The 16,291-nt window shown below is 36.7% G+C and carries 19 protein-coding genes and 1 other annotated feature; of the genes, 2 read left to right on the top strand and 17 right to left on the bottom strand.

All coding sequences use genetic code 11. The features are described 5' to 3' along the window. Positions 1-34: 34 nt before the first annotated feature. Both AN964_RS07855 and AN964_RS07850 read left to right on the top strand, forming a co-directional pair. Positions 35-1,186 carry an IscS subfamily cysteine desulfurase gene (locus AN964_RS07855; protein ID WP_055739144.1) on the top strand — a complete coding sequence of 384 codons (1,152 nt, stop codon included), beginning with the start codon at positions 35-37 and terminating at the stop codon, positions 1,184-1,186. A gap of 243 nt (positions 1,187-1,429) precedes the next feature. Next, a complete protein-coding gene (locus tag AN964_RS07850) occupies positions 1,430-1,972 on the top strand; it encodes a transcription repressor NadR (RefSeq protein ID WP_235950615.1) in 543 nt (180 codons plus the stop codon). A 31-nt stretch (positions 1,973-2,003) separates the two neighbouring features. Here the strand turns inward: AN964_RS07850 and pheA are convergent, their stop codons facing one another. The 17 genes from pheA to AN964_RS07765 form a co-directional block, all read right to left on the bottom strand. Continuing rightward, positions 2,004-2,864 (bottom strand): prephenate dehydratase, encoded by an 861-nt coding sequence (gene pheA, locus AN964_RS07845; protein ID WP_055739142.1) that lies wholly within the window; start codon positions 2,862-2,864, stop codon positions 2,004-2,006. Between the two features lie 27 nt (positions 2,865-2,891). After that, the gene (locus AN964_RS07840) at positions 2,892-3,344 is read right to left on the bottom strand and encodes an ACT domain-containing protein (protein ID WP_055739141.1); all 453 of its coding nucleotides are present in this window, start codon (positions 3,342-3,344) and stop codon (positions 2,892-2,894) included. Between the two features lie 122 nt (positions 3,345-3,466). Then, positions 3,467-4,762: a GTPase ObgE gene (gene obgE / locus AN964_RS07835; RefSeq protein WP_055739140.1), complete on the bottom strand. Its 1,296-nt coding sequence runs from the start codon at positions 4,760-4,762 to the stop codon at positions 3,467-3,469. Positions 4,763-4,883: 121 nt separating this feature from the next. After that, complete coding sequence (locus AN964_RS07830; RefSeq protein ID WP_055739139.1) at positions 4,884-5,411, bottom strand: sporulation initiation phosphotransferase B; 528 nt, start codon at positions 5,409-5,411, stop codon at positions 4,884-4,886. Between the two features lie 200 nt (positions 5,412-5,611). Continuing rightward, the gene (gene rpmA / locus AN964_RS07825; RefSeq protein ID WP_055739138.1) at positions 5,612-5,902 is read right to left on the bottom strand and encodes a 50S ribosomal protein L27; all 291 of its coding nucleotides are present in this window, start codon (positions 5,900-5,902) and stop codon (positions 5,612-5,614) included. 12 nt (positions 5,903-5,914) lie between these two features. Then, positions 5,915-6,244 (bottom strand): ribosomal-processing cysteine protease Prp, encoded by a 330-nt coding sequence (locus tag AN964_RS07820; protein ID WP_055739137.1) that lies wholly within the window; start codon positions 6,242-6,244, stop codon positions 5,915-5,917. Positions 6,245-6,256: 12 nt separating this feature from the next. Beyond that, entirely contained in the window at positions 6,257-6,565 is a 309-nt protein-coding gene (gene rplU / locus AN964_RS07815; RefSeq protein WP_055739136.1) for a 50S ribosomal protein L21, read from the bottom strand. Between the two features lie 14 nt (positions 6,566-6,579). Further along, positions 6,580-6,662: a sequence feature (ribosomal protein L21 leader region), on the bottom strand. Between the two features lie 46 nt (positions 6,663-6,708). Beyond that, positions 6,709-8,190: an Rne/Rng family ribonuclease gene (locus tag AN964_RS07810; RefSeq protein WP_055739135.1), complete on the bottom strand. Its 1,482-nt coding sequence runs from the start codon at positions 8,188-8,190 to the stop codon at positions 6,709-6,711. Between the two features lie 83 nt (positions 8,191-8,273). Continuing rightward, complete coding sequence (locus tag AN964_RS07805; RefSeq protein WP_055739134.1) at positions 8,274-9,140, bottom strand: M50 family metallopeptidase; 867 nt, start codon at positions 9,138-9,140, stop codon at positions 8,274-8,276. After that, positions 9,133-9,903: a M23 family metallopeptidase gene (locus tag AN964_RS07800; RefSeq protein WP_055739133.1), complete on the bottom strand. Its 771-nt coding sequence runs from the start codon at positions 9,901-9,903 to the stop codon at positions 9,133-9,135. Before AN964_RS07800 ends, AN964_RS07805 begins: the two co-directional genes overlap by 8 nt. Before the next feature lie 255 nt (positions 9,904-10,158). Beyond that, positions 10,159-10,962: a septum site-determining protein MinD gene (gene minD, locus AN964_RS07795; protein ID WP_055739132.1), complete on the bottom strand. Its 804-nt coding sequence runs from the start codon at positions 10,960-10,962 to the stop codon at positions 10,159-10,161. Positions 10,963-10,964: 2 nt separating this feature from the next. Continuing rightward, entirely contained in the window at positions 10,965-11,645 is a 681-nt protein-coding gene (gene minC / locus AN964_RS07790; RefSeq protein WP_055739131.1) for a septum site-determining protein MinC, read from the bottom strand. 191 nt (positions 11,646-11,836) lie between these two features. Then, complete coding sequence (gene mreD / locus AN964_RS07785; RefSeq protein WP_055739130.1) at positions 11,837-12,355, bottom strand: rod shape-determining protein MreD; 519 nt, start codon at positions 12,353-12,355, stop codon at positions 11,837-11,839. Beyond that, positions 12,355-13,233: a rod shape-determining protein MreC gene (gene mreC, locus AN964_RS07780; RefSeq protein WP_055739129.1), complete on the bottom strand. Its 879-nt coding sequence runs from the start codon at positions 13,231-13,233 to the stop codon at positions 12,355-12,357. Before mreC ends, mreD begins: the two co-directional genes overlap by 1 nt. Before the next feature lie 345 nt (positions 13,234-13,578). Continuing rightward, positions 13,579-14,592 (bottom strand): rod shape-determining protein, encoded by a 1,014-nt coding sequence (locus AN964_RS07775; protein WP_055739128.1) that lies wholly within the window; start codon positions 14,590-14,592, stop codon positions 13,579-13,581. A 348-nt stretch (positions 14,593-14,940) separates the two neighbouring features. After that, positions 14,941-15,612 carry a RadC family protein gene (gene radC / locus AN964_RS07770; RefSeq protein WP_126647974.1) on the bottom strand — a complete coding sequence of 224 codons (672 nt, stop codon included), beginning with the start codon at positions 15,610-15,612 and terminating at the stop codon, positions 14,941-14,943. A 57-nt stretch (positions 15,613-15,669) separates the two neighbouring features. Next, positions 15,670-16,233: a Maf family protein gene (locus AN964_RS07765; protein ID WP_055741177.1), complete on the bottom strand. Its 564-nt coding sequence runs from the start codon at positions 16,231-16,233 to the stop codon at positions 15,670-15,672. Positions 16,234-16,291 lie beyond the last annotated feature (58 nt).

The raw sequence follows: 16,291 nt of genomic DNA, 5'->3' as shown, positions 1-16,291 counted from the left end.
TGAAAGCAAGAGATTTTTTGGGGAGGAATAAAGTTTGATTTATTTTGATTATGCTGCAACTACACCGATGGATGATGAAGCTGTCGAACTGTATGCAAACATAGCAAAACACAATTATGGAAATTCAAGCAGTCTTCACGACATCGGGTCACGTGCTGATCAAATTTTGAGCTACTGCAGAGAAGAATTAGCAGAAATACTTAATGTTCATAAGAAAGGAATTTATTTTACTTCTGGAGGAACAGAGAGTAATTTATTATCGATCATTTCGCTGGCTAAAACTAAATTCTACAATGGTAAGCATATCATTACGTCCATGGCTGAGCATGCATCTGTACATTCAGCGATGGAATATTTAAAGAAGGATGGCTTTGAAGTTACCTATCTTCCCTTTACCACAGATGGGATAGTAGATTTAGATACTTTAAAAAGGGCAATAAGAAAAGATACTATCCTAGTTAGCATTCAGCATGTTAATTCTGAAATTGGCACTATTCAGCCTATACGTGATATTTCCGATTGTTTACGAGAAAGAGATATCCTTTTCCATAGTGATTGTGTCCAATCCTTTGGAAAAACGGAACTAAAGGAAATAACGCCTTATCTCGACGGCTTAAGCCTTTCCAGTCACAAGATTTACGGGCCAAAAGGGGTTGGAGCTGTTTATATAAATCCAATACACCACATTAACCCTGTATTTCCAGGCTTTCATCATGAAAATAGTTTTAGAGGAGGAACCGTAAATGTACCTGGAATTGCGGCATTTGTTTATGCAGCAAAAAAAATACATGAGCAAAATCGGCAAAATATCTATAGTCAATTCCGAGAAATATTTATGAATAAATTGAATCATTTCCAGGAGCACTTTGAAATTTATCAATCCACAAATAATAAGATGCAACTTCCGCAAATTATTGGAATGAGGGTGAACGGATTAGAGGGACAATGGACGATGTTGGAAAGTAACCGCAATGGTTATGCTATTTCAACTGGCAGTGCCTGTCAGGTCGGCCATCAAGAGCCTTCAGCAGCCATGAAAGCACTAGGTATTCGTACAGGGAAAGCAAATGAATTTATTCGAATTACTTTCGGAAAAGATACAGAAGAACATCATGTGAAGGAGTTCGCAGATTTTCTTATTCAACTTTCGTTACAAAGAGGAAACGAAAAGGATTTGATTAAATGAGCAGATCGCAAGCTCCCTTAGGCATCGGCGTACAGATGAGTGAAATGAGCATTTCAAAATTCACCTGATATCCTTACCCGCAAGGAGGAAACGGAGAAATCCGCTAGACGTTGACATTTTTTTGAAAAGTTATCCATAGGGTTAAATTTCATATTTTCCTACACGAAGATAATATCTATTATTTTGCCCAGTATCATACATGTGATAATATTCAACTATATGAATGAATTGGAGGGGAGATCTTTGTCAGATAAAAAACTTCTTGGAGACGATCGTCGTGCATACTTGTTGAAACTACTTCAAGAAAGTAAATCTCCTATTACTGGCGGTGACCTCGCAAAAGAGACAAATGTCAGCAGACAAGTTATTGTAAACGATATTACTCTCTTAAAGGCAAAAAAGGAACCGATTATTGCAACAAGTCAAGGCTATATCTATATGGAAACACACGCTGAAAAAGCTTTGCCGGAAAAAATAATAGCTTGTGTTCATCGTCCTGAAGAAACAGAAAAAGAACTTAATCTATTAGTAGATCACGGTGTCACAGTAAAAGACGTAAAGGTGGAGCATCCTGTATATGGGGACTTAACAGCATCCATTATGGTATCCAATCGAAAAGAAGTAAAACAATTTATTGATAAAATAAAAAGTACACAGGCTTCTTATTTATCTGTTTTAACTGGCGGAATTCATTTACATACAATTGCAGCCTCAAGTGAAGACACACTGCAGGAAGCTATTCATTCCTTAAAAGAGGCAGGATTTCTTTTTGGTGAAAATGATTAAGGGCGCCGCAATAAAATTGCGGCACCCTTTTTTATATTTCTTCTACCTTATATGTTTGATAACTGCCTAGATATTTAACAGTGCATTCTAGTGCTTCAATTTCCTCAATGGCATTTTTCACCAAGATATCATCAAAGCTTTGGTTAATATCAATCATGAAGAAGTAATTTCCTAAACCTGTCTTTAAAGGTCTCGACTCTATTTTGCTTAAGTTGATTTGTCTCCAAGCAAAAGCAGATAATACTTGATGCAGACCGCCGGCTCGATCCGTAGGAATGGTCACCATGATCGTTGTCTTCACAACAGAAGTACTTTTTAATTGAATGGAAAGGTTTTCCTCGTTATGCCTGCTTAACACAATAAATCTAGTGTGATTAAAGGCGTAATCATGGATGTTTTCTTTTACAATAGTAAGCTTATATTTTTCTGCTGCTATTTTATTTGCGATGGCAGCCATCTTTAATTCCGGATGCTCACTAATATATTTTGCTGCCGCTGCAGTAGAAGTCATCTGTTCAATTGTTACACCTCTAAAATGATGGTATAAAAATTTATGGCTTTGTGCAATGGCTTGCGGATGTGAAAGGATTTTTTCAACCTCTCTCCAATTTTTTTGCTGAGAAGGATGAACCATTAAATGCTGTTGGATAGGAACGATAAGTTCAGCCTTGATTGGAACGGTTTCTTCATGAAATAAATAATCAATTGTTAAATTTACGGATCCTTCAAGAGCATTTTCAAAAGGAACCACAGCTATTTCAACTTCCTCTTTTTTTACCGCCTCTATACATTCCGGTATGGTTGTATATGCAATTCCTTCAAGATCAGGGAAAGCGGACCTGACTGCTAAATCTGTAAATGTGCCTCTTGGACCTAAATAACCAACCTTCATCTCATTCCCTCTCCCTTGTATCCCCTCTTATGCGCCAGAACCGAGGATTTCTACTTTATCTACAAATTCTAGTCGTCTGAGCTTCGTTAATAACTCGTCCAAACTGGTTGATATTTCTGTAACATTCAAAGAAATTGTGACATTTGCTCTGCCCTGAAGCGGAATAGTTTGGTGAATAGTCAGGACATTGCAAGAATGTGAAGAAATGATGCCTAATAGCTCTGAGAGTGTTCCTTTTCGGTCTTCTAAATACAAGAATAATGAGATTATTTTCTCTTTTACAATTGTATGAAAAGGAAAAACAGTATCTTTGTATTTATAGAATGCACTTCTGCTTAAACCAGCTTCCTGTGCAGCTTTCCAGACAGAAGTTACCTTTCCGCGTTCGAGAAGTTCCTTTACATCTAATGTTTTTTTCATTGCCTCTGGCAGTACATCTTCTCGAACTAAAAAAAATTGATAATCCTCTTTTTTCTCCATTACAAGTTCCCCCTGAAGAAGAATTATATCAAGGGTAAAATAAGTATTTTTACCCCTTTTTTCTATGTCTAGCTCCAACGCCTATTGGCTAGTGGATGAGTAAGGCGCTTGCGCATTTGTTCTTACTCAACAAATTCAAATTCATAATCAAGGATTCGAACTATATCACCATTAACCGCTCCACGTTCTCTTAATGCGTCATCAATTCCCATAGATCGCATTTGACGCGCAAAACGTCTAACAGACTCATCATGATTAAAATTCGTCATCTTGAATAGCTTTTCTAATTTTTCACCTGAAACGACATAGCCTCCGTCAGGATCCCTAGTGATCCTAAACTCATCTTCCTGCTTTTCATGTTTGTAAACAACACGATGAACTCCTGCTTCTTCCGCCTCTTGAATTTCATGAAGCGGGAACTCCGGTGTATTTTCTAATAAATCCGCGATCGCATATAACAAATCTCTAAGTCCTTGACGAGTTATCGCTGAAATTGGAAATATCGGATAATCTTCTTGAAGCTGCTCTTTAAATTGCTTTAAATTTTCTTCTGCTTCGGGCATATCCATTTTATTTGCTACAATGATTTGCGGTCTTTCGGTTAGCCTTAAATTATATTCTTTCAGTTCTTGATTAATTGTGAGGTAATCCTGATATGGGTCCCTCCCTTCCAATCCGGACATATCGATGACATGAACAATTACCCTTGTTCTTTCTATATGCCTTAGGAATTGATGTCCGAGACCAACACCCTGGTGAGCACCTTCAATGAGACCTGGCAAATCAGCCATTACAAAGCTTCTTCCGTCTTCCGTTTCAACAACTCCCAAATTAGGTACTATAGTCGTAAAATGATACTCTGCGATTTTTGGCTTTGCCGCTGATACAATCGATAGTAATGTTGATTTTCCTACGCTGGGAAATCCGACTAATCCAACATCAGCAAGCACTTTCAATTCCAATACAATATATCTTTCCTGTCCAGGCTCACCATTTTCCGCTATTTCCGGTGCAGGGTTTGCAGGAGTTGCGAATCTAGTATTTCCGCGTCCGCCTCTGCCTCCTTTAGCAACAATCACCTGCTGTCCATGTTCTGTTAAGTCTGCGATAATTTCCTTCGTATCATCATCAATTACCACTGTGCCCGGCGGAACCTTTACTATCATGTCTTCTGCACCGCGGCCATGTTGGCCCTTTGACATACCATGTTCTCCTCGCTTCGCCTTAAAATGTCGTTGGTAACGAAAATCAATTAATGTTCTTAAACCTTCTTCTACTTGAAAAATAACATTAGCGCCTCTGCCTCCGTCACCTCCGGCAGGACCTCCCTTAGGAACATACTTTTCACGACGGAAGGCAACCATTCCGTTCCCTCCATCTCCGCCTTTCACATAAATCTTGACCTGATCGACAAACATAGATGCACCACCTTTTCTTCCTTTTTATGTACTTATTACATTTTCAATTAGTTTTGCCTTTTATGTATACGTGAACAGGTATACATGGGGCGGTTTTAACACCAAATAACATAGCGTAAGCTTAAACGATTATTTCAGCAATAAATTTCCCAGCGCTAATTTCTTTTACTAATATATCTTTTAAAAATGCCTTTTGCTCGGAAAGCCAATTGTTTATGTAATGTATATCTTTTATTGTTCCGCTAAAATCAAAATAGAATCGTACATTTTTTTCATTTAACTCAATTGATATTGACAAATGATTTTCACCAAATGGTTCCACACTATTTTCCATAGCTTCAAAAAAAGCTAGAATCCATTTTGAAATCTTTTCATCATCCATCGGCCATGAACAATATTCATCCATTATTTCATATTCAATTTGAAAGGGATGTTTCTCCCAATTAAAAGTTAATAGGATTTCCGCAAATTTTGGAAGTTTTAAATTAGAGAGGCGCGTTTCTTGACGAGCATCCAATACCATTTCTTCCATTAACCGTTCCACATGTTCAATTTTATTTAAGGCAAGATTTCCTTTTATTAATTGTAATTTGTTCATCCAATCATGACGTGCATGACGCAGCACTTCAACAACCGTCCAATTATTCATTTTCAGTGCTCCCCTTGTTACTTCATATCTTTACTTCTTGCTAGTATACCAAAAATGGAGAAGTTATGCATTGTCTTCAGATGGGAGGTGAGAGATATTAGATGTGAGATTTGGATCAATAGGCGAAAATGCCAATTTGCTCATTATTACCCTAATAAAAAACCCTAACCGACTTAACGATTAGGGTTTTAAGACGTTTATTATGCTTCTTTCGCAACTGGATAAACGCTCACTTTTTTCTTGTCACGGCCCATACGCTCGAAACGTACTACACCGTCAACTTTAGCAAAAAGTGTATCGTCTCCACCACGTCCAACGTTTTCACCTGGATAAATTTTTGTACCGCGTTGACGGTATAAAATAGAACCACCAGTAACAAATTGACCGTCAGCACGCTTTGCACCAAGGCGTTTCGCGATAGAGTCACGACCGTTCTTAGTAGAACCTACTCCCTTTTTAGAAGCGAAAAATTGAAGATCTAATCTTAGCATTCGTTCCACCTCCTACCCGAAGGTTATTTTAATATATTTCCCATAATCTTGTTGAATCGTTTGTAAAGAAACGACCATACCTTGTAATAATAACTGTACCTTTTCAGCTGTCATACTAGGTAATGTTTCTGGAATTTTACACTCCAGGTATCCACCATTCGATTGTTTAATCACAGGTTTAACACCGGTTAATTCCATAATCGCATTAATAGAGCCAAAAGATACTGCCGATGCACCAGCACAAACGATATCTTGGCCTTTATTTGCAAAATCTGCATGACCACTCATCTTAAAAGATGTAATGTATCCCTCAGAATTTCGCTTAATTTGAACATGAATCATGTTCAGTCACCCTTATGCATTGATTTTTTCAATGACAACTTTTGTGTATGGTTGACGGTGACCTTGTTTTTTATGATAGTTTTTCTTAGCTTTGTATTTGAAAACAACTAGTTTCTTTTGACGTCCTTGTTTTTCAACTTTAGCTGTAACAGTAGCGCCAGCAACAAGTGGGCTTCCTACTTTTACATTTTCTCCGCCTACGAAAAGAACTTTGTCAAATGTAACTGAATCACCTTCAGAAGCAGCCAATTTTTCTACATAAATCGCTTGGCCTTCTTCAACTTTGATTTGTTTTCCGCCAGTTTCAATAATTGCGTACATACCTGCACCTCCTCGACTTTACTCAGACTCGCCAATTGCAGGGGTTTTGCGACCATGGCAAAAACTTAACACCTGAATCGTGCGGTTGTAGCACGGGTGCTACAAACATAACATTAAAATCCTAACATAATGATAGATTCCTGTCAACAGCTTATCTCGCCTGCAAAGATTTCTTCTTTCGTGCCAAATTGGCGAATATAATAAACAGGGGTCGGGTTATCAATGATTTTAAAGTTGATTTTAATATGCAATATTTGTTCTAATCTTTCCAAATGAACATTTTTCTTTCCACAAAAAATATCTTTAACATTTTCTGTAATTTCGATTAGAACTGCTTCATGATCTTGGAATGGTCTTTCCCATAACTCCCGTTCTAAGCGGAATGCCATGGTCTCCGCACTATGAACCTTTCCTTTGCCATGACAAACCGGACATGCCATCTGAATAGTTTCAGGTAAAGACTTTTTCGTTTTTTTCCTGGTTATTTGCAATATTCCAAGTTCCGTAAACCCAACAATTCGCGAATACTTAGTATCTTTATTTAATTGTTTCTGCAGTACGTCGATTACTTTTTGTTGGTGATGTTTATTTTTCATATCAATAAAATCAACTAAAATAATCCCACCGTAGTTTCTAAGCGAAATTTGTCTGCCAATTTCCTCTGCTGCTAATAGATTCGTTTTAAATACAGTATCCTGTAAATTTTGACTCCCTGTAAATTTTCCCGTATTTACATCAATCACTACCATTGCCTCTGTTTCTTCAATAATGATATACGAACCATTATGTAACCAGACAATTTTCTTTAAAGCACTTTCTACTTCTTCATCGATATGGTAGACGGAAAAAATATTTTGCTTTTGCTGGTGTAAGACATATTCCCACCTTATACCTGGGATTTTTTTTGCTCTTTCTTGCAAATCATTTAACATTTCGTAATCATCCGCTTTCACGGTTCCTGTTTTAAGTCTTACCAGTTCATGAAGAACCTCTTCAAAGAAGAGCGGTTTTTTCCAAATAATTGATGGATGGGAAACATTTTTTGATTCCTGAACGATTTCTTGATAGCTCTCCCGAAGAAGCTGAAGCTCTCCAGACCATTCCTTTTCATTGCCCTTAACAGCTTCTGTACGTATAATAAAGCCTTCATGTTCTTTTTTATGCGTATCCGCAATGGTTTGCCATTTTTCTCTTGTAGCTTGATCAACCTTTTTAGATACTGCAATATAATTGCCATCAGGAATGTAGATCATTAGTTCACCAGAAAGTTCAATGATTGCTGTTAGCAGAGGACCTTTTATATCCGTTTCATCTTTTTTGACTTGTACCAAAATTTTATTGCCTTCTTGGATATATTTTGAGATCGGTAATTTTTCCTTGTTCGCTTCATGACTATGAATATACGCAGGGAGCTGATCTCTATGAAGATATCCATTTTTCCCCTCGCCGATGTCAATAAAAGCAGCATTCATTCCAACCTTAACATCCACAACTCTTCCTATATAAATATTTCCTACCTTTGATTGATCAGTCGGTTGTTGGATACTAATTTTTGTAACCTTATTGTTTTCAATTACTGAAAAACGCTTCTCTCTAGATAAATAATCAATTACTATTTCATTCAATTACTTGCACCTGCCAAGAAAACGTAAATTTTGCCATTCAATATAACTGTTTTCTTCAACATTATACACTATTTAAAGACCATTCAATAAATATACATGATGTCCTTAATCCTTGCGGTAACCTGCTTTTCCGCAAAATAAGCATGCAGAATCTCGTTTTCATCTAATTTGCCAAGTTCCTGTCCCTCTTTCGTAACAACTAAAGGATGTTTACTTCCGCGCTGAAATAGTTCCAGCACTTCATACAAATAGGCATTACTATCTACAATAATAGGTTTTAATCCCTTAATTCCATTCTTCTTTCCGTAGTATCTTTCCAGAAGAAATCGTATAAATACAAAACGCAACTGTTTCCATTCAAACCACAATGATACATAGAGATAAATCGCAATTACCCATATATTTAGATTAAAAGGAGAAAGTAAAAGAGAAATAAAGTGAAATATTATTAAAAATACAAAGGAACTTATGATGCTCAATCGAAAGGCATGAAGATATGGTATATATCTAGAAATAGCCAAGTGCATTAGCTTTCCCCCATCTAAAGGCCAAATAGGTAATAGATTAAATAGAAGAATCATCAAATTAAATTCCATAAACATGTGGAAATAATGATCAGATATCACTCCTTGTCTCCATAAAATGAGAAATACAATGGATAGCCAAACATGTTGCAACGGTCCAGCTGCAATGACAAAAAATTCTTCTTTCAATGGCCGATTTCCGTGTTCATCCATTTCCGCTACTCCCCCGAAAGGAAGGATAGAAATTTTTTTAATTCTCCATGAAAAAAAATAGGCCACCATTCCATGACCCATTTCATGGATGAAAATAATGAATAAGAGTGTTAACAGTTCGTTGAATCTTGCTGTTATTACCGCTACACCCATCACAATCCAAAATAGTGGATGAATATGAATTTTTTGAATGAATCCGAGCACATTATTCAAATTTTATCACCTGTATTGGATCAATAAATGTGTCACCTTTTTTTATAGCAAAATAAAACTCACCCTTCGAACCATCTTGTATACTTGAAACTGTCCCTAATTTTGTTCCGGTATCAACTTGTTCATAAGAACGAACGTTTATTGTTTTCAAATTACCATACCATGTGTATGTTTTATCGGCGTGTTGAACGATAACCGTATTTCCTAAGCCATCTTTTTTTCCGGCAAATACAATGGTTCCACTATCCATCGCTTTGACGGCTTCATTATTTTTCGTTTCGATCATAACCCCTCTGCCGTCTGAGGAGAAATTAGTCAATACTCGTCCAGAAACGGCAAGGTCGTATGCCTGCTTGGAGACGTTTTTGTGTTTTTCGTTATTTTGAATAGGCAGAAATGCTAAAGGCTTCCCAAACTTTTTCTCATACCAATTCGATACAGTGGCAAATTGAAATTCCTTTTCCATTACCTGTTTTACAATATTTCTCGCATCCTGAAAAATAGGTGCATGTGATTTAAACATAATCGCAACCGCTAAAACCAATAGGGCAGATGCAAGAATTTTAAATAAAAATGTTTCTTTATTCCAGAGCGGATGAATTTTCTGCGTAGGGGGATCCGTTTCGTATATCATCATTTCCCCATGATCATCCCATTCATTTTGGTTCAAGGACAATGGACCTGTTTGTTTTTTTACTGATTTTGGCTTTTCCTTTTTGCGTCTCTCGATTTGTTTCCTAATATCATCCGCACGATTTCCCATCCGATCACCTTATTCCTTTTTTCATTTTGTACTAATGTATGAGTTGTCCAACTTTCATATGACAAAAACAAGAGAGGAAGTGCCATGCTCAACGGCGTATGATTTCGTAGACGCAGTCTAGAGATAAAAGCAACACAGTGTTCATGATTTTCCCCTCAGGAGGTGACATAGAAATCTGCTGATTACGCTAGAAGTAAACATTTTTTTAACTAGACAAAAAAAAAGAAACTGACAATAAGTCAATTTCTTTTTAAATTATTTAACTCCGAAAAGCTTTTTGATTTTAGAAAATACACCTGTTTTGCTATCTCCAATTGGTTGAAGCGGAACCGATTCTCCTAAGATCCTTCTGGCAATATTCCGATAGGCAATGGAGGCCTTGCTATTCGGATTTAATGCAATTGGTTCACCTTGATTAGACGAACGGATTACCTCATCGTCATCCATCACAATTCCAATTAAATCAATTGATAAATGTGTGGTTATTTCATCAATATCCAACATATCGCCATTTGACATCATATGGTTCCGAATTCGATTAATGACTAATTTAGGAGGATCTATATGCTCCTCTTTTTCTAGTAATCCAATAATTCTATCAGCATCGCGAACTGCTGAAACTTCCGGGGTTGTAACAACAATAGCTTTCTCCGCCCCAGCAACCGCGTTTTTGTATCCTTGCTCAATTCCAGCAGGACAATCGATAATGATATAATCATACTCCTGTTTCAGTTCACTAACCAGTTGCTTCATTTGTTCCGGATTTACCGCTGATTTATCACTCGTTTGTGCAGCAGGGAGAAGAAATAGTTTATCATCAAAGCGTTTATCTTTTACTAATGCTTGATGGATCTTACATCTTCCTTCTACTACGTCTACTAAATCATATATGATACGATTTTCAAGACCTAATACAACGTCCAAGTTTCTAAGTCCAATATCAGTATCTATAAGACAAACTTTCTTCCCTTGCAATGCAAGAGCTGTACCTAGATTCGCTGATGTGGTCGTTTTTCCAACTCCTCCTTTTCCAGAGGTTATGACAATCGCCTCACCCATGATTAGTATCCCCCTTTTAATCTATTAATATTTGGTCTTAGATGCTTTAATACCTGCAGTCGGTCAATGACAATATGATTTGTCTCGTCTATGTAAGCGCACTCCATTTCATGCTGGTCCTCATTATCATAATGGTCAGGGGCTCTGTTCAAGCAATCAGCAATCCTTAGCTGTGTTGGCATCATAACACTTGCTGCGATGACAGCTTCTTTCATACCGTTAACACCGGCATGGGCAATCCCTTTCAGAGCACCCATAATAAAAATATTACCGCCCGCTAATACAGTCCCACCAGGGTTTACATCGCCTACAAGCAATAAATCCCCTGGAACCTGCAGGATTTGTCCGGATCTAACGATGGATGTAATAGAAACAATATCATTGTCATCATGTATTTTTTGGGCCTCAGCTTTCGAGATTACATTACTGGTAATATCTCCAACTACTAAGTTCCGTTTATTTCTAACTAGTTCCTTTAGTTCCTCTTCTTGTTCATCCGTTAAATAGCGATTCCCTAACTGTATTCTAACAGAAATCAACGGACTTTCCTCTTCTTCAGTATGATGAATGGAAAGCTTGTCTTCTAATTCTTCCTTTAAGTCCAAATAGGAACATTGATCGTTTAAGTGCAGTGTTAAACCATCCTTTGTTCCTTTAATCATTACATTATGTGTCTTCTTCATCGCAAAATGCTCACCTCAGTGGCTTATAAATTCGACAAATAGTAACGAAATTCCTCTTTTGGCATAAATACTTGTGATTTATTTAATGAGTATTTTTTATGATATATGAATTTATAAGTTGTGTATCACATATATTACTTGACGGGTTTGGTATTGTTTAGCACAAGAAAATATCTGCGCTTCCGCCTTTTTTATTCATCTAATACTTCCTTCTTTAAACGTACAAGACATTTCCGCAGTGGATAAAAAATAATGATATAAAAAACTAAATTTAGGATTAATGTTGGTATCAATCTCACATTAATAAAATCTATCGCTGACATCGTTGTTTTTAAAATTAAAATATTGAGCCCATATACAATAAATTCAGCAATCGCTACATCCACTAGCATAACGATAGCAGCAACGAATAGGTTTGCCTGCAAAACTTTCATTAAGGATGAAGTAATATAGACAATCAAAGGAAAGACAAATAAATAAACGCCTAAAATTCCAGTATAAAATGCATCAAACAATAACCCGAAAATAAAAGCATAAAGAATAGTGCGATTACGGACGTAATATATTCCCATTACAATAAGGACAATCAGGAGAAAATGAGGAACAAATATTTTATTTATCCCAAAAATCCCGCTTGGAAAAAATTCAACATACAAGCTTTCCAAAATAAAACAAATACTTAAAATAAGAGGAAGAACAATACGTTTCATTATTGTCCCCCCCCATTAAGATCTGTCAGTCCAGCTTTATCTACAGAGCTCTTTACAACCATAACATGTTCAATATCATAGAAATCTGCTGCCGGTTTAACATAAGCGGTTTGCGTTAGGCCATTTTCATCTGGTACAAGTTTTTCGACAGTACCGATCGGAAGCCCTTTTGGAAAAATATCTGCAAGTCCAGATGTATAAACACTTGTACCTTTTTTAATCTTAAGATCATAAGGAATACCTTTTAAAAGTAAGACTCTTTCTGTTTGATCATATCCTTCAATCGTTCCATAAATGGCTTTATCATTATCGCCCAATAATTCCGCTGAGATTCTGTTTTTTGGATTTACCGCACTAAGTAATTCAACCGTCGAATATAATGCTGATACACTCTTAACCTTGCCAATAAATCCTTCTGAAGTAATAACGGCCATGTTCTCCTTAATACCGCTCGTCTTTCCTTTATTAATAATAATATGCTCATACCATTGATCAGGATTTCGGGCAATAACAGTGGCTTGTGTTGTAGTGTAGGCACTTAAATCATCTTTTTTGCCTAATATTTTTCTTAATTTATCATTATCATCTTTTAAAATACTTACTTCGGAACTAAGCTGGGATAATTGATCTAATCGTGATTTCAACTTCTTATTCTCGGTATATGTATTTTGAATATCACTAATACTTCCAAAGAAATCTTTCACACTATTTGCAGGAACGGCAATGATTGTTTGTCCAAAACCGACGACATCTTTTAAAAATTGCTCTGGCTTCGAAAGATGACCTCGTTCACGAAGAGAATATCCTATCAATGCCACTAGTAAGATGATGCTGATGAGCAAGATAATCAGTCGTTTATTCAAAAAAAATTGTGGCATGCTGTGTACACCTCATTAATAATGGCTCTTTTCTTAAACTTTGTTGCTTTTGTAACGAAAACTCTAGGTAACAACCTTATTTGGGTTAAAACTAAATAAACCTTATAAGAAAAAGATGCCCCGAAACCAAGCCATACATAGAATTTATAACAAATGACGAAAAGCAACAATCCATGTGAAAACAGCCTTAATAGTAATCCAGATCGTACAAAAATTACCATACGACATTTTTCACAAGTTCATTATAACATAGATTTTTTTGTTAAAGATGTGAAAGAAAAAATTGGCCGGTAGACTTTTACGTCATATCGGCCGTTTTCTAGTAAGACGCCTTCACTTTTCTACTTATCTTGAATCCTTTGCTTTGTTTTTAAATAAATGAATATGTTCTAAAGCATTTCCGGTACCGATTGCAACGCAATCAAGGGGATTCTCAGCGATTATTACAGGCATACTTGTTTCTTTACTAATCACTTTATCTAGATTTCGAAGCATGGCACCTCCGCCAGTTAATACAATCCCACGATCCATAATATCTGCGGCGAGTTCAGGCGGTGTTTGTTCCAAAGTGCTCTTCACTGCATCAACGATTGCAAATACAGTATCATGCAGGGCTTGCGCGATTTCTTCGGCAGTAATTTCAATCGTTTTCGGTAGACCTGTAAGCAAATCGCGTCCGCGAATTTCCATAGGCTCTATTCCAATTGGATCACCAGCTGATCCGATTTCCATCTTTATCGTTTCTGCAGTGCGGTCTCCAATTAGAAGATTATATGTTTTTCTTATATAACTGATAATGGAGTCGTCCATTTCATCTCCCGCAATGCGAATGGATTGACTGGTAACAATCCCCCCTAGTGAGATAATCGCCACTTCAGTAGTTCCTCCACCTATATCGACTACCATGCTTCCTGTAGGTTCCCAAACTGGCAAATTCGCCCCAATCGCCGCTGCAAATGGCTCTTCGATTGTATAGGCATCCCGAGCACCTGCTTGACGTGTAGCATCAATAACCGCACGCTCTTCTACAGCCGTAATTCCAGAAGGCACACATATCATGACATAAGGTTTGCGTGCAAATGCTCCTTTTTTTGAAGCTTGTCTAATATAATATTTCATCATTGTCGCTGTAGTTTCATAATCGGCAATAACTCCGTCTTTCATAGGTCTTAATGCAACTATATTCCCTGGAGTACGGCCTATCATATTTTTTGCATCATTACCTACAGCTCTAATTTGCTTTGTATCCGTTTCAATCGCAACAACAGATGGTTCTCGGACTACTATTCCTTTCCCTTTAATAAACACTAATGTATTAGCTGTTCCCAGATCAATTCCAAGATCTCTACTACCAAACATGGATGTATCTCCCTTTCTAAACTAAAAATACTTCATTAGGAAAAATCAAAGTCATTTCATTTATGTGTATTTAAAAGGTATAAATCTCCTCTTTTAGCTTGTGTATTTTGCCCAAAAATATTTTGCAATTAGGAGGTTTCGTCAAAAACCATAAACAATATTATAGCGTATCGACAAAAAAATTCATAGTACTCCAATGCTGTTTTCGTATAAATTTGTTGCTTATCATTCTATTAATAAACAAAATCTTTTCAGGAAGTTTTTTCTAAGTTAAAATATCTGATTTTTTGTTTATTCTATAAATTAGTTTAGTATTTAAATAAGCAACCATTACATAGAAAAAAACCTTTACAAATACCCTTTTTCTTTTAAACTCACATATTTTTTATCACCAATAATTAGATGATCTAAAATTTCAATTCCAATGATTTTTCCGCATTCTACAAGTCTTTTGGTAACCTCTATATCTTCTCTCGAAGGAGCTGGGTCACCAGATGGATGGTTATGGATACAAATAATGGATGCGGCCGATCGCCGAAATGCTTCTTTGAATACTTCGCGGGGATGTACGATGGAGGCATTTAAACTCCCGATAAAAACGGTTTGACGATGGAGGACTTGATTCTTGGTGTTTAAATATAGGCAAACGAAATGCTCCTGGGATAAAAATCTCATATCATTCATCACAAAATTCGCCCCATCTTCAGGGCTCCTTATGACATACCGATCCTCATATGACAGGTTAGCAATGCGTCTTCCTAACTCTAATGCAGCCAGAATCTGAACTGCCTTTGCCAGTCCAATGCCTCTAATGTTCATGATTTCCTCAAGAGATGCATCTTTAAGCAGATGCAAGCCTTCGAATTTCTTTAACAAACGATTTGCCATTTGGATAACGGATTCTTGCTTTGTACCAGTTCGAAGCAAAATAGCAAGTAATTCTTGATTGGATAAACTGCTGGCACCGTTCTGTATTAGTCGCTCTCGTGGCCTCTCATCTTGTGGAAAATCCCGTATCATTATTTTTTCCAAACGAATATTTACCTCCTTTTAGACGAACGTTATTACAGTTAAGTTTCAAATTAATTTCTTTTCTTTTAAAAAACGATTCAATCTTGAAATAGGTAATCCAACAACATTATAATAATCTCCGTTTATCATTTTAACAAAAAGGGATCCCAGACCTTGAATTCCATATGCCCCAGCTTTGTCGTATGGTTCATCGCTATCTAAATACTGCTCGATTTCCTTAGAAGTTAACTCCCAAAACGTTACATCTGTTTTTTCATAAAAAGATTGATGTTTTCCTTGATAGATAACTGTTACACCTGTAAAAACTGAATGTTCGTTTCCGGATAAACTTTCGAGCGTTTCCTTAGCCATCGTCCTGTCTTTCGGTTTTCCTAAAATAGTTCCGTTATGCACGACAATTGTATCCGCTCCAATTACTATCGCTTCCTTATATTGCTCAGCAATGATACTAGCCTTTCTTGTTGCTAGCTCAATTACTGCATCTTCTGGAGATAGGTTATCGGCAAGTTGTTCGTCCACATTACTAGAGATCGAATCAAAAGGGATTTGCAGTTTTTGGAGAAGTTCCTTTCTACGAGGTGAATGCGAGGCTAAAATAAGTTTCGGCATGACATTTTTCCCTTCTATTTCATTTTGGAGATACATCCATTTTTATCCTATCAAAAAA

Source organism: Heyndrickxia shackletonii (genome assembly GCF_001420715.1).
GTDB lineage: Bacteria > Bacillota > Bacilli > Bacillales > Bacillaceae_C > Margalitia > Margalitia shackletonii.
The sequence above is the reverse complement of the archived record's forward strand: the minus strand, read 5'-3'. Positions and strand labels throughout refer to the sequence as shown.